9 protein-coding genes and 1 riboswitch are annotated in these 13,423 nt (G+C 60.7%); of the genes, 2 read left to right on the top strand and 7 right to left on the bottom strand.

The window, feature by feature from the left end:
* Position 1 precedes the first annotated feature (1 nt).
* From PXK01_RS04990 to PXK01_RS04970, 5 genes are all read right to left on the bottom strand, one after another.
* Entirely contained in the window at positions 2-757 is a 756-nt protein-coding gene (locus PXK01_RS04990) for an SDR family NAD(P)-dependent oxidoreductase (protein ID WP_274846521.1), read from the bottom strand.
* Positions 754-3,048, bottom strand: a complete 2,295-nt coding sequence (locus PXK01_RS04985; RefSeq protein ID WP_274859103.1) for a bifunctional salicylyl-CoA 5-hydroxylase/oxidoreductase — start codon at positions 3,046-3,048, stop codon at positions 754-756. The genes PXK01_RS04990 and PXK01_RS04985 overlap by 4 nt, the downstream gene beginning before the upstream one ends.
* A gap of 764 nt (positions 3,049-3,812) precedes the next feature.
* Positions 3,813-6,053 carry a phosphoenolpyruvate--protein phosphotransferase gene (gene ptsP / locus PXK01_RS04980; RefSeq protein WP_274846519.1) on the bottom strand — a complete coding sequence of 747 codons (2,241 nt, stop codon included), beginning with the start codon at positions 6,051-6,053 and terminating at the stop codon, positions 3,813-3,815.
* Positions 6,054-6,097: 44 nt separating this feature from the next.
* On the bottom strand, positions 6,098-7,336 hold the full coding sequence (locus PXK01_RS04975) for an aspartate kinase (protein ID WP_274846518.1): 1,239 nt from the start codon (positions 7,334-7,336) through the stop codon (positions 6,098-6,100).
* A 146-nt stretch (positions 7,337-7,482) separates the two neighbouring features.
* On the bottom strand, positions 7,483-8,931 hold the full coding sequence (locus PXK01_RS04970) for a TrkH family potassium uptake protein (RefSeq protein ID WP_274859102.1): 1,449 nt from the start codon (positions 8,929-8,931) through the stop codon (positions 7,483-7,485).
* 108 nt (positions 8,932-9,039) lie between these two features.
* Between PXK01_RS04970 and PXK01_RS04965 the strand changes: the two genes are divergently transcribed.
* Positions 9,040-9,618 (top strand): hypothetical protein, encoded by a 579-nt coding sequence (locus tag PXK01_RS04965; protein WP_274859101.1) that lies wholly within the window; start codon positions 9,040-9,042, stop codon positions 9,616-9,618.
* Positions 9,619-9,855: 237 nt separating this feature from the next.
* Here PXK01_RS04965 and folE2 read toward each other — a convergent pair whose 3' ends face one another.
* Complete coding sequence (folE2, locus tag PXK01_RS04960; protein ID WP_274859100.1) at positions 9,856-10,959, bottom strand: GTP cyclohydrolase FolE2; 1,104 nt, start codon at positions 10,957-10,959, stop codon at positions 9,856-9,858.
* Positions 10,960-11,139: 180 nt separating this feature from the next.
* Entirely contained in the window at positions 11,140-12,342 is a 1,203-nt protein-coding gene (metZ, locus tag PXK01_RS04955; RefSeq protein ID WP_274859098.1) for an O-succinylhomoserine sulfhydrylase, read from the bottom strand.
* Between the two features lie 58 nt (positions 12,343-12,400).
* A riboswitch (SAM riboswitch) is annotated at positions 12,401-12,479 on the bottom strand.
* A 236-nt stretch (positions 12,480-12,715) separates the two neighbouring features.
* Between metZ and PXK01_RS04950 the strand changes: the two genes are divergently transcribed.
* A complete protein-coding gene (locus PXK01_RS04950; protein ID WP_274859096.1) occupies positions 12,716-13,405 on the top strand; it encodes a glutathione S-transferase N-terminal domain-containing protein in 690 nt (229 codons plus the stop codon).
* Positions 13,406-13,423: the final 18 nt, after the last annotated feature.

Raw genomic sequence — 13,423 nt, 5'->3', positions numbered from 1 at the left:
GTCAGATCTCTCCTCCGGTAATGGGCAGGGCCGAACCGTTGACGGATGCAGCCCCTTCGCTAGAGAGCCAAAGCGCGGCCTCGGCAACCTCGGCAGGCTGGATGAACCGCCCCTGCGGATTGCCAGAGCGCAAGGACTTCTCCGCCTGTTCAGCCGTCATGCCGGTCTTGGCGACGATATTGTCCACCGATCTTTGCAATAGCGGGGTTTCAATGAAACCCGGACAGATCGCATTCACGGTAATGCCGGTGCGGGCCAGCTCTACCGCCAGTGCGCGCGTCAGCCCCAGCACCCCATGTTTTGCCGCGCAATAGCCTGACACATATGGATATCCTTTCAGACCCGCGGTCGAGGCGATGGCAATCATCCGCCCCCATCCCACCTGCTTCATCCCCGGCAGAGCCGCCTGCCACAGGTTGAAGACCCCGGCCAGATTGACCGAGAGCGCATCCCCGAAATCCGCGGCCGTCATCCGGTCGAACGGTTTTGAAGGGGCCGCCCCCGCATTGGCAAGGGCGATGGCAACGGGGCCATTCTTTGACACGGCCTCCTCGAGGGCCAGCGCGACCGCAGCATGATCAGTCACATCACAGGCAAGCGGCAAGGCTGAAACGTCGGACGCCACCTGCTCCAGCGGCGCCATACGGCGACCCAGAATGGTGACGCGGGCGCCCTCACGGGCAAATCGCGCCGCCAGTTCGGCTCCGACGCCAGATCCACCACCGCTGATCACCACATGTTTGCCCGCAACACTCATGCCCGGATCACCTCTGCATCGCGGTCCGCAAGGCGCCAGGCCTGATCGCGACCGGCCTCATAGGGCAGCGGCCAGAGACCCTGACGGTCGCCGATCTTGGTCGCCTCATGCAGGGTCCAATAGGGATCGGCCAGATGCGGACGCCCGACACAGATCAGATCAGCGCGCCCTGCCATCAGGATCGAATTGGCGTGATCCGCCTCGTAGATATTGCCGACGGCCATGGTGGAAATGCCCGCCTCGTTACGGATGCGATCCGAAAACGGCGTCTGGAACATGCGACCATAGACCGGTTTTGCCTCGATCGAGGTTTGCCCAGCCGAGACATCAATGATATCGGCGCCCGCGTCTGAGAACGCCTTGGCAATCTGGACTGCCTCTTCGGGGGTCACACCTTCGTCGCCAACCCAATCATTGGCCGAGATGCGCACGGACATCGGTTTTTGAGCAGGCCAAACTGCCCGCATGGCAGCAAAAACCTCTATCGGATAGCGCAAGCGGTTTTCCAGCGTGCCGCCAAATTCATCCTGACGCACATTCGATTTGGGTGAGATGAAAGAGGAGATCAGATAGCCATGGGCTGCGTGAAGTTCGATCATGTCAAATCCGGCCCGATCCGCCATCTCGGCAGCGACCACGAATTCGGCCTTGATCGCTTCCATCTCGGCTCGGGTGATTTCACGCGGTGTCGCGTTGTTCGGCGACCATGGCAAGGCAGAGGCTGACACCAGATCCCAGTTTCCGTCGGGCAGCGGGGCATCCATCTCCTCCCAGCCGACCTGGGTCGAGCCCTTGCGGCCCGAATGCCCGATCTGGCAGCAGATCTTGGCCTCTGTTTCGCCATGCACGAAGTCGGTGAGCCGCTTCCAGGCGGCCTCATGCTCGGGCGCGTACAAGCCCGGACAGCCCGGCGTGATCCGCCCTTCGGCGCTGACGCAGGTCATTTCGGTGTATACCAGCCCCGCACCGCCCTTGGCACGTTCGCCATAGTGGATCAGGTGCCAATCATTGGGGCAGCCATCCTGGGCCTTGTACTGCGCCATCGGAGAGACAACGATGCGATTGCTGAGCGTCATTTCGCGCAAACGGTAGGGGGCGAACATCGGCGCCCGCACCGGGGCATCTGCGGAGAGGCCAGCGTGACCCTGGAACCATTTTTCCGCCGATTGCAGCCAATCCGGATCCCGCAGGCGCAGGTTTTCATGGGAAATCCGCTGCGAGCGGGTCAGCAGGGAATAGTTGAACTGGACCGGATCCATATCCAGATAGCGCTCGACCTCTTCGAACCACTCCAGTGAGTTGCGCGCCGCCGATTGCAGGCGCAGCACATCAAGGCGCCGCTCCTCCTGGTAACGTTCAAAGGCGCGCTCCATCGAGGTTTCGGTGGTCAGCAGTTCCGCCAGGGCGATGGCGCTGTCAAAGGCCAGCCGAGAGCCCGAGCCGATCGAGAAATGCGCCGTTGCCGAGGCATCCCCCAAGAGCACCACGTTTTCATGGTGCCATTTCTCGCAAAGCACCCGCGGGAAGTTGATCCAGACCGCCGAACCGCGCAGGTGATCCGCATTGGACATCAGGCTGTGACCTCCCAAGTGATCGGCAAAGATCTCCTCGCAGGTGCGGATGATCTCTTCCTTGCTCATCCCCTCGAAGCCCCAGTTCTCCCAGGTCTCGGCAGAACACTCCACGATCACCGTGGCGGTATCGTCATCGAACTGATAGGCATGGATCCAGACCCATCCGTGTTGTGTCTTCTCAAAGACAAAGGTGAAGGCATCATCGAATTTCTGATGGGTACCCAACCAGATGAATTTGCAGGGCCGCACATCGATATTTGGCTTAAAGTGTTCAGCGAACTCATTGCGAACACTGGAGTTCAGCCCATCGCAGCCCACCACCAGATCGTAGTCCTTCTGATAGTCGGCGGCGGGGCCAACTTCGGTTTCGAACCGCAGATCCACCCCCAGCGCCCGCGCCCGCTCCTGCAGGATCAGGAGCATTCTCTTGCGCCCGATACCGGCAAACCCATGTCCGCCCGACACCGTGCGGGTGCCCTTGTGAACAACTGCAATATCGTCCCAGTAGGCAAAGTTCCGGCGGATCTCAGCCGCGCTCTCGGGATCGTTCTCTGTCAGGTTTTCAAGGGCATCATCGGACAGGACCACCCCCCAGCCGAAGGTGTCATCGGCCTTGTTGCGTTCAAAGACCGTGACTTCCGCATCCGGCTGACGCAGCTTCATCGAGATTGCAAAATACAGTCCCGCAGGACCACCTCCCAAGCAGGCAACCTTCATGATCCGACCCTCCGCAACAGTTTGCTATTGGAGATCAGGATAAGGGAGACTGAAAACACTTCAAGCTTAAAATTTCATGCTTGAAATTTAATCAGCATCCTCACGGTAACCATTTGGCAACCAATTTCCCCTAAGATAAGGACTTAAACTGTCCACGCACCCGACCGCACTATTGGCGTGTGGAAGAAAGTATTTCCCGCATTATCAAATGGCCAAGCCGCCTTCTTGATGTGGATAAGGTGTGGATAAAGATCGAACAAACCCCGGCGCATCTTGCCCTGCCCCAGAAGCCTGATCCAGAAATCGCGGCAAGAGTTACATGCCTCGGTACTGACCACGCCACGGCCGAGAAGACGTTGGCAAAATGCGGGGTCAATCCTGTGGATAACGTAAGGGATAACTTGTGAATTATGGGGGCTACATGACGTCAGTGTTCGATTTTGTAAATTACTCCTAAATATTTTTACTAAATGATGCTAATTGCATCGAATATGGAGAATAACAAAAACGGCCCCCAGCGAGGTTAGCAAGCACCCTAGCTTGTGTATGGACCTGGTGTATTGGCGAATCTCACCCCAAAATGCGGACTGCCGGTGGTTTCCAAGGATCTGATGGAGAAATATGCACCGCCGAGAGCATCTCTGGCGGTGATGGACAACCGTCACACCCATGTGAGTGAAACCCGGTCCGTAGTGGTGGAACCAAGCCTGCGTTTACACCAGGCCTGTCGCGGCCAAATGCGCCCGTGCAAGCTCTACGGCGACTCAAATCTCTCTTAGATATCGCATGATCGCAGGTCTGACCGACTGGTCGCCGCGATGACGGCAATCCAATATCAGCTTTCGCACCTCAGACAGATCAACCCGCATTAACAAAGACTTAACAGGCCCAATTGAAGCAGGCCTCATGGAGAGCGTGCGAATTCCCGTGGCCGCCAGGCAGACCGCCTCGATGGGGCGCCCTGCATCTTCGCCACAGAAACTCAGCGGCGTTCCAGAGCGCACGCAGCGCTCCACGATCTGTTCGATGAAGGTCAGGAAGCTCACGTTGAGCGTATCATAACGCTTACGAACGCGCTCATTCTCACGGTCGGCGGCAAAGAAGAACTGCTTCAGATCGTTGCCGCCAATCGACAGAAAATCCACCTCGTCAAAGAACTTATGGGGCGCAAATGCCAAAGAGGGTGTTTCCAGCATGGCACCGACCTCCAGCCGTTCCGGCAGGGGATGGCCCAGGATACGCTCACGCTCCAGCGTCTTGTCGACCTCCAGGCGTGCGGCCCGATACTCTTCGAACTGAGCGACGAACGGGAACATGATCGACAAAGGCCGCCCATTGGCTGCACGCATCAGCGCCTGCAACTGCATGCGCATGATACCGGGCTTGTCCAAGCCGACGCGAATGGCCCGCCAGCCCAAGGCCGGGTTCGGTTCATCCGTCGGCTTCATATAGGGCAGAACCTTGTCCGAGCCGATATCAAGCGTCCGGAACACAACCCGCTTGCCATGAGAGGCATCCAGAACCCGCTGATACAGCGTCACCAGTTCAGAGCGTTTCGGCATCTGATTGCGGACGAGAAACTGAAGCTCGGTTCGGAACAGCCCAACCCCTTCGGCGCCGGATCCCTCCAGCGATGGCAGGTCCGCCATCAGCCCGGCATTCATCAACAGGTTGATCCGGGCGTTGTCACGGGTGATCGCGGGTTTCTCGCGGATCGAGGCATAGCGCTCCTGCGCATCGGCCTGCATCGCGATCTTGTCGCGGAAGGCGCTGACAACGGTTTCATCGGGACGCAGGTGCACGATACCCTGGTCGCCATCGACCATGATATGGTCTCCGTTCAGCGCCTCGGTGGTGATGCGTTTTGCGTTGACCACCAGGGGGATCGCCAGCGCCCGCGCAACGATCGCCGCATGAGAGCCGACAGAGCCTTCTTCCAGCACGATCCCGCGCAGCGAGCGGCCATATTCCAGCAGCTCTGCCGGGCCGATATTGCGGGCAATCAGGATCGGGTTCTCCGGCAGCTCAGCGCCGGTCTCCGCCCCCTGCCCGGTCAGGATCCGAAGCAGCCGGTTGGAGAGATCGTCCAGATCGCTCAGGCGCTCGCGCAGGTAGGCGTCCTGCACCTGCGACATGCGCGCACGCGCCTGGGATTGCTCTTTCTCCACGGCGGCCTCGGCGCTCAGCCCGCGCGAGATGTCTTCCTCCATGCGCCGCATCCAGCCCTTGGAATTGGCAAACATGCGGTAGGTTTCCAGAACCTGCAGCTGGTCCTTGTCGCCGTTTTCCGAGATCTTCAGCATTTTGTCGACGCCGACGCGCAGCTCTTCCACCGCCTCGGTCAGGCGCTGCAGCTCGCGGTGCGGATCTTCGGCGATCGGGTTGGTGACCACGACACGGGGTTCATGCAGCCAGACATGGCCCTCTGCGGCGCCTTCCTGGGCGGCTGTGGCATGCAGCAAGACCGGTTGCTGGTGCAGTGGCGACAGCGCGGCCCCCTCCCCGACAAAGGCGCCAAGCTCGGTCATCTCGGCGATGACCATGGCCACCACCTCCAGCGCGTAGACCGCATCAGAGGAGAATTCCCGGGCCTCCTTGGACTGGACGACCAGAACCCCCATCATCTCGCCCAGGCGCTGGATCGGAATACCCAGGAAGGAGGAATAGCGCTCCTCTCCGGTTTCCGGCATATAGCGGAACCCCTTGGCATTGGGAGCATCGGGGGTATTCACCACCTTGCCGTATTTGGCAACGCGCCCAACCAGACCTTCGCCGATGCGCATGCGGGTCTGGTGCACCGATTCGACGTTCAGCCCTTCGGTGGCGCAGAGCTCCAGCGTCTCATCATCGCGGAACAGGTAGACCGAACAGACCTCGGTCCCCATGCTGTCTGCGATCAGATGGGTGATCTTGTCCAGACGGGCCTGACCGGGGGCATCCCCGGCCATCGCCTCGCGCAGGCGGCCAAGCAGCCTGCGGCTTTCTGATTCAGTACTGTCGACCATGGGCCCTGTTCACGCGTTTCTTGTGTCAGACAGCCCGGGTGCGATCAGGCTGCTTTATCCAATTCAAAGGCATCATGCAGTGCTTGCACGGCAAGTTCCATGTATTTCCGATCGATCAACACGGAAATCTTGATCTCTGAGGTTGTAATGACCTTGATGTTGATCCCCTCATCCGAGAGCACCTTGAACATCTTGGCCGCCACGCCCGACTGCGAGCGCATGCCGATGCCCACCACGGAGACCTTGGCCACATCCTTGTCGGCCACCAGTTCGGCGAAGTTCAGCTCGCCCTTTCCCTTGGCCTCCTGCATGGCCTGTTCGGCGCGCGCCACCTGATCGGTGGGGCAGGAGAAGGTCATATCGGTGCGGCCCTCGTCCGAGATGTCCTGCACGATCATGTCGACGTTCACGCCCGCATCCGACAGGGCGGTGAAGATGGTCGCGGCGATACCGGGGCGGTCGGCCACCGATTGCACGGTCAGCTTCGCTTCGTCGCGGGAATAGGCCACACCGGCCACAACATTGGATTCCATGATGTCCTCCTCAGCACAGACCAGCGTGCCGGCATTGTCATTTTGCTCTTCAAAACTTGATAGCACCCTCAGGCGCACCCGATAGCGCATCGCCAGCTCGACCGAGCGGGTCTGCAGGACCTTCGCCCCCAGCGAGGCCAGCTCCAGCATCTCTTCAAAGGCGATTTTGTCCAGTTTGCGCGCCTTGCTGCAGATGCGCGGGTCGGTGGTATAGACCCCATCCACATCGGTGTAGATATCGCAGCGCTCGGCGTCGAATGCGGCGGCAAAGGCAACGGCAGTGGTGTCGGATCCGCCGCGGCCCAGGGTGGTGATGCGTCCCTCGGGGCTGATGCCCTGGAAACCGGCCACAACCGCGACCCGCATGCCCTCGCCGAACTTGGCGTTGATATTGTCGGTCGGGATTTCCTCGATCCGCGCCTGACTATGGGCGCTGGTGGTCTTCAGCGGCACCTGCCAGCCCTGCCAGCTGCGCGCCGGAATGTCCATTTCCTGCAGCGTCAGCGCCATCAGGCCCGCGGTCACGTTCTCACCGGAGGAGACCACCGCATCATATTCGCGCGCGTCAAACAGCGGCGAGGTCTCATTCACCCAGCCGACCAGTTCGTTGGTCTTGCCGGACATGGCCGAGACGATGACAATCACGTCATAGCCCTTTGCCACTTCGACGCCAACGCGTTTGGCCGCGCGGCGGATCCGGTCCAGGTTGGCGACCGAGGTGCCGCCGAATTTCATTACTAGTACGGGCATGGGGCAGTCGTCTCCGTGCGCTCGCAGATTTCGATCACTGCCTCATAGGGGAGCTGCCCGGTCAGGGCAAGTGTGCGGATTGTAACGATACAAGGGCCAAACCGTCGCAGGCGCCGCTGAACCCGTCAACAGCCAGCCCCCCCTGTTCAGTTGCGCCAGAACTTGATGGTCACGATGGCATAGACCGCCAACAGCTCCAGGCGGCCGATCAACATGGCGCCGCTCAGGATCCACTTGGCGGCATCGTTGAGCGTTGAGAAATTCCCCGCAGGGCCGATTATATCGCCCAGGCCAGGCCCCACATTCGCCACCGCAGTGGCAGCCCCCGACAGGGCGGTGATGAAGTCCAGCCCGGTCAGCGCCAAGGCCCAGGCAACGATCCCCAGCGTCACCACGAAGAACATGAAGAAGGAGATCACCGAGCTCAGCACATCCGGGCCGACGGGTCGCCCCTCGAAACGGGGAATGAAGATGCCGTTGGGGGAACGGATGCGCTGGATCTGCACCCGGATCGAGGCAAACAGGATCTGGTACCGGAAGATCTTGACCGAACAGGCGGTCGATCCCGCGCAGCCTCCGATCAACCCGATGAAGAAAAACATCATGATCAGGAAGCTGCCCCACTGCATGTAGTCCACGCTGGCATAGCCGGTGCCCGAGATGATCGAGGTGATATTGAACAGGGCTTCGCGAAAGGCCTGCTCGGGGTGGTGTGGAAACACATAGACCAGCACATTGGCCGTCACGATGATCAGCACCATAATGGTGCCGAGAAAGGCGCGGATCTGACTGTCCTGCAACAGGGGCCCGCTGTGCCCGTTGATCAACTGCACGTAGCGCACGAAGGGCAGCGCCGCCAGGATCATGAAAAAGGAGGCCGCATATTCCGCCGGGCCAGAGAAGGTCCCAAAGGAGGCATCATAGTTGGAGAAGCCGCCCGTGGACATGGTGGTCAATGCGTGGACAAGCGCGTCGAACCACCCCATGCCCAAAACCATGTAGACAGCAATACACGTCACGGTCAGACCAAGGTAGATCAGCGAGATCTGCTTTGCGATCGCCTGGGCCTGGGGCAGGATCTTTCCCATCGTATCAAAGGCTTCGGAGCGGAAGATCTGCATGCCACCGACCCGCAGTTCGGGCAGGAACACCATGGCGACCACGATGATCCCGATGCCGCCCAGCCATTGCAGGATGCCACGCCAGAGCAGAATGCCACGGGGCAGATCGTCCAGGCCGGAAATCACCGTGGATCCGGTCGTGGTCAGCCCCGACATGGCCTCGAAAAACGCATCCGTGAAGCTTAGCTCTGTCGCCCCCAGCATCAAGGGGATCGCCCCGAACAGCGGCAGTGCCGCCCACACCATGGTGGTCAACAGGAAGGTCTGGCGGATGCTCAGCCCCTCGGCCACGGAATTCGCGCAGCTGAGCGCAAGCAGACCACCAACCAGAATACAGAACAGGCCGCTTTCCAGAAAAACCGGCCATTGCCCCTGACCGTCATAGAGATCGATCAGGAACGGAAAGACCTTCATCGCGCCAAGAATGACGACCAGAAGGCCAATGACATATGCAACCGGGCGAAGATCCAACATGTGCGGCAGCGTTGGCGTCCCGCGTCCGGAGTGTCAAGTCAAACCGGCGCGGAACGCCCCTGTCTGCGCCCTGGGATCAATGGGCCTTCCGCCTAGGCCTTTGTGGGTTTGTCTGACCCGGCCAGCGCTTCGGGCAGGCTTGGCGGTTTGGAAGGGGCACGTTTCGCCTTTGGAGAGGATGCGGCAGAGGTGGCCGGTGTCGCGGCTGCGTCGGTTGTCTTGCTGGCAGCGCTGTTTTTTGCAGGCGGAGTGGAACTGCGCGCGGCGGGTTTTGGTGCCGGGGCGGGCGACGCCTCGGGCGCCGTCGCAGCAGCCTTGGGTGTCACGGCAGCTTTTCGCGCTGTTGTCTTGCGCACTGTTGTCCGGCGTGGCTTCGTCACCGGCTCTGCACTGTCCGCCTTCACGGTTTCCGCTTTGCGCTGGGTCGCCTTGCGAGGGGCCGGTTTGCGGGGACTGGCCTTTTTGGCAGTTGTTGCGGATTTCGGTCTTGGCGATGTCTTGCGCTGGCTTGGCTTTGCCTTGGGTGCCTCCGGCGTAGGCGCTGCCCCTTCGGGGGCTGCCGCGATCTGCGGCGCCAGACCGGCAAGAACCACCTGTCCGCTGTCGATCATGGCCTGTGTCAGCCGCAACTGTTCAAGCGGCGCCTGCACGGCAAGGGTAGCCCATGCCCGCAGGTATTTCATCTGAGCGCCAGTCGCCTGGCCCACCCATTGCGCAAGTGTTTCAGGCGGGGTTTGCGGGATCGGCGAAAAAAACATCAGGATCTCCTTCCGTCAAAGAGATCCGGATACACCACTCAGGCACAGAAATTCCGCAGCCACATGGGATCCGGACTTGAAAGAAGCCTAACATGAAAAAGCTGCATTGCAGCAAAATAATGCGGCAATGCAGCATAAAACCCGGAAACCGGGGAGACAGCCGATCTTACCCCTTGTGGATCAGGGTGGAAAAAAGCAGCGGATCAAGGCTGGTTTGCGAAAACAGGGAGCCCTGCGTCAGCACGCTGACCGCATCATGGCTGTGCAGGCTCTCCTGATGGCTGGCCACCACGCGGAAATCGCCGATGCGGGGATCGCTTTGCAGGGCTTCACAGAACAGGCGCGCGGCATCTTCGACAAAGATCGGATTGGCCGCATTCAACTCGGCAAAGGCCTGCTCGTCCTCGCGTTTCACCATCACCTGCGTTTCCGTCGGCACCGCGCGGCGGCAGTGATCAATCAGGTCTTCAAACCACAGGCAGGGCGCATCCGGCTCCAACTGAACGGAAATCCGCGCAACCGAGCGCTGCGAGTGCGGTGTCGCCAATTGCCCGCGCGCCTGGCGCGCGTGTTCGGACAGCTCGAGCGAACAGGGGCAGGTGGAGGAATAGACATAGTCCAGATGCACGATCTTGTTGCGCACGCCGCCCCGATCCACCAGCTCCAGCGCGATATCGTAATACTGATAGCCCGACAGGCCTGAGCGCAGGCTATCGACCCGCACCGGGAAGGAGAACCGCATCTGGATCCGCGCATCCATACTGTCCAGATCGCTCAGGTAATCCTCCAGCGCGGCCTCGATCACCTCGAAACTGAAGGTCCGTTCCGCATGTTTGTAGAAGGACCGCATGATCCGGGACATGTTGATGCCCTTCTTGTCGGCCTCCAGGCTGACGGTCCCGGTGACGCTGGTCTCCAACGTCAGATCGCCATTGTCGCGGGTGTGAAAGCGAATCGGCAGACGGAAATTGGAAATCCCCACATGCTGGATCTGCTCATTGGCGCCGCGGATCAGGCTGGACGGGCCATTCTGCAGATCGGGCAGCGTGGCGCGGTAGGTCTCGTCCGACAGGAAATCCTGCGGGTACTGGCGCGACAGGTCGGGATAATTCTGCACGGCGCGCTCCGGCAACAGCCGGGCTACCGCGGGATCCAACTGGGCAATCTCCGTCTCGGTCACGGTCTTGGCCCATTGGCGCAGGGTTTCCAGCGCCGCCTCCGCCTCGGTCCGGTCGGGAGCCTCATCCATGTCGCGCGTATGGATATTCATGGAACCATTTCCTCCGCTGCTGCCACCCCATCTGGAGCAGCACGATCCAATTTAATGTCATACGCAGGAAATTACAAAACGGATCAGACAAATCCGGCAGCCTCTGTCCCGGAAGGGACCATCGCAGGCATGGACCCCAAGACAGAGCCCATGCCGCGCCGTTGGATCAGCCCTGTCGGATCACCCCTGTGCACTCTCCAATGCACGGGTCAGATCCGCGATCAGATCGTCCGGATCCTCCAACCCCACCGAGAATCGCACCAGACCCGGTGTGATTCCCAGCGCCACCTTCTGATCCTCGGGCAGGCGCTGGTGTGTCGTGGTTGCAGGATGGGTGGCAATGGATTTCGCATCGCCCAGATTGTTGGAAATCACCGGAATCGTCAGCGCATTGAGGAAGGCAAAGGCCGCCTCCTTGCCGCCCTTGAGGTCCAGCGACAGAACCGTGCCGCCCTTGCCGCCCAACTGCCGCTGCACCAGCGCGTTCTGGGGATGGGTCACGAGGCCCGGATAGATCAGACGGGCCAAGGCCGCATGGCCGTTCAGTGCTTCGGCGATGCGCAATGCGCTTTCAACCTGGGCATTGACCCTGAGCGAAATCGTCTCCAGCCCCTTCAGAAGCGTCCAGGCGTTGAACGGGCTCAGCGAGCCGCCGGTGTGTTTCATGTAAGGCTCCACCGTGCCACGGATGAACTCCTTCGTGCCAAGGATCACACCGCCCAGCACCCGGCCCTGCCCGTCAATGTGTTTTGTTGCCGAATAGACAACGACATCGGCGCCCTGTTCGATGGCGTTGGAGAAAACCGGCGTTGAAAAGACATTATCCACGATCACCGTCGCGCCCACCGCATGGGCGATCTCGGAAACCGCAGCCACGTCGATCACCTCCAGCGTCGGGTTCGACATGCTTTCAAAGAACACCGCCTTGGTGTCGGGGCGCATCGCGGCGCGCCACTGGTCCAGATCGGTGCCATCGACGAATGTCACCTCGACCCCGTACCGCGCCAGGATGTTCTCCAGGATATAAAGACAGGAGCCAAACAGCGCCCGCGCCGAAACCACGTGATCCCCCGCCTTCAGAAGCGAGGTCAGCGCGCCATTGACCGCAGCCATGCCCGATGCGGTGGCAAAGGCGTCCTCGGCCCCTTCCAGCGCAGCGATCCGCTCTTCGAACATCGCCACGGTCGGGTTGCCGTAGCGGGCATAGATGAATTCATCCGGACCGGTTTCCACGAACCGCGCCTCGGCCTGCTCGGCCGTGTCATAGACAAACCCTTGGGTAAGGAAGATCGCCTCGCTCACCTCGCCCCACTGGCTGCGCTTGGTACCGCCATGCACTAGCTGCGTGCGGCTGCTCCACGCCTTCTCGGTCTTGTCACTCATGTCATTCACTCCTGCGCCTTCGCGCACAAAAAAACCCCGTTCGGCCAAGCGAAAGGGGTTCCTTCACATCCTGACCTCTTTAGCGGTGAGTTTTACGTGGTCCGCAATCCGGTAACAAATCGCCCACGCGGCAGAATAGCTCCTGCCGAATCTTGTCCGTCCACATAGCGCCCAGAACGCCCATTTTGCAACTCTTGACGTGGTCGGCGCGCGGCATTTTATGCAAAACGGGTGAGGGCGGCCTTGGGGTCCCCCAGAACTGCGGCAGGCCAGCCCCCCTCACAGGCTTGTGCACATCGGCGCGAAGAGGCTGTCTTGTTCTTGGCCTATGCCCTGTGATCAACTCGCCCACAGTCAGACCCGGAGGACAAACGTGCAGGACCCCATCGAACTCTACTACTGGCCCACGCCAAACGGCTGGAAGGTCTCCATCGCGCTAGAGGAGATGGGCCTGCCCTATCGCACCAGGCTGATCAACATCTCCAAGGGCGATCAGTTCGCGCCCGATTTTCTGAAGATCGCCCCCAACAACCGCATGCCCGCGATCATCGATCCCGCAGGGCCGGATGGCGCGCCGATCTCGCTCTTTGAAAGCGGCGCGATCCTGCAATACCTCGCCCGCAAGACCGGGCGTTTCTATGGAAGCAGTGAGCGTGAGCGCATCGCGGTGGATCAATGGCTGATGTGGCAGATGGGCGGGGTCGGCCCCATGGCGGGCCAGGCGCATCATTTCCTGAAATACGCCCCCGAAGATCTGCCCTATGCCAAGGACCGCTACCGGTCCGAGGTCTCCCGCCTGTACGGCGTGCTGGACCGGCAGCTGGCCGAAAACGAATATGTGGCCGGATCAGAGTTCACCATTGCCGATATGGCGATCTGGCCCTGGGCCTCCCTGTGGGAGGGGCAGGAGCAGGTGCTGACCGACAAACCACATCTGGCGCGCTGGCTCGACACCCTCTGGCAGCGCCCCGGCCTAGTTGCCGGTCGCGCCCTTCATGCCGACCTGCGCGGAGATCGCTCCGACAGCAAGGCACAGGAAATCATCTTCGGGCTGAAAGACTGACGCCGCCATGGGGCTCAT

Origin of the sequence: Phaeobacter sp. PT47_59 (assembly GCF_028890025.1) — a bacterium.
Taxonomy (GTDB): domain Bacteria; phylum Pseudomonadota; class Alphaproteobacteria; order Rhodobacterales; family Rhodobacteraceae; genus Phycobacter.
Note: the sequence above shows the minus strand (reverse complement) of the source record. Positions and strands in the feature narration are given on the sequence as shown.

Bases quoted from the DNA above. Each gene is read 5' to 3' on its own strand.
- metZ (WP_274859098.1), bottom strand. From the start codon at position 12,342: ATGAGTGACAAGACCGAGAAGGCGTGGAGCAGCCGCACGCAGCTAGTG.
- folE2 (WP_274859100.1), bottom strand. From the start codon at position 10,959: ATGAATATCCATACGCGCGACATGGATGAGGCTCCCGACCGGACCGAG.
- PXK01_RS04975 (WP_274846518.1), bottom strand. From the start codon at position 7,336: ATGCCCGTACTAGTAATGAAATTCGGCGGCACCTCGGTCGCCAACCTG.
- ptsP (WP_274846519.1), bottom strand. From the start codon at position 6,053: ATGGTCGACAGTACTGAATCAGAAAGCCGCAGGCTGCTTGGCCGCCTG.
- PXK01_RS04985 (WP_274859103.1), bottom strand. From the start codon at position 3,048: ATGAAGGTTGCCTGCTTGGGAGGTGGTCCTGCGGGACTGTATTTTGCA.
- PXK01_RS04970 (WP_274859102.1), bottom strand. From the start codon at position 8,931: ATGTTGGATCTTCGCCCGGTTGCATATGTCATTGGCCTTCTGGTCGTC.
- PXK01_RS04990 (WP_274846521.1), bottom strand. From the start codon at position 757: ATGAGTGTTGCGGGCAAACATGTGGTGATCAGCGGTGGTGGATCTGGC.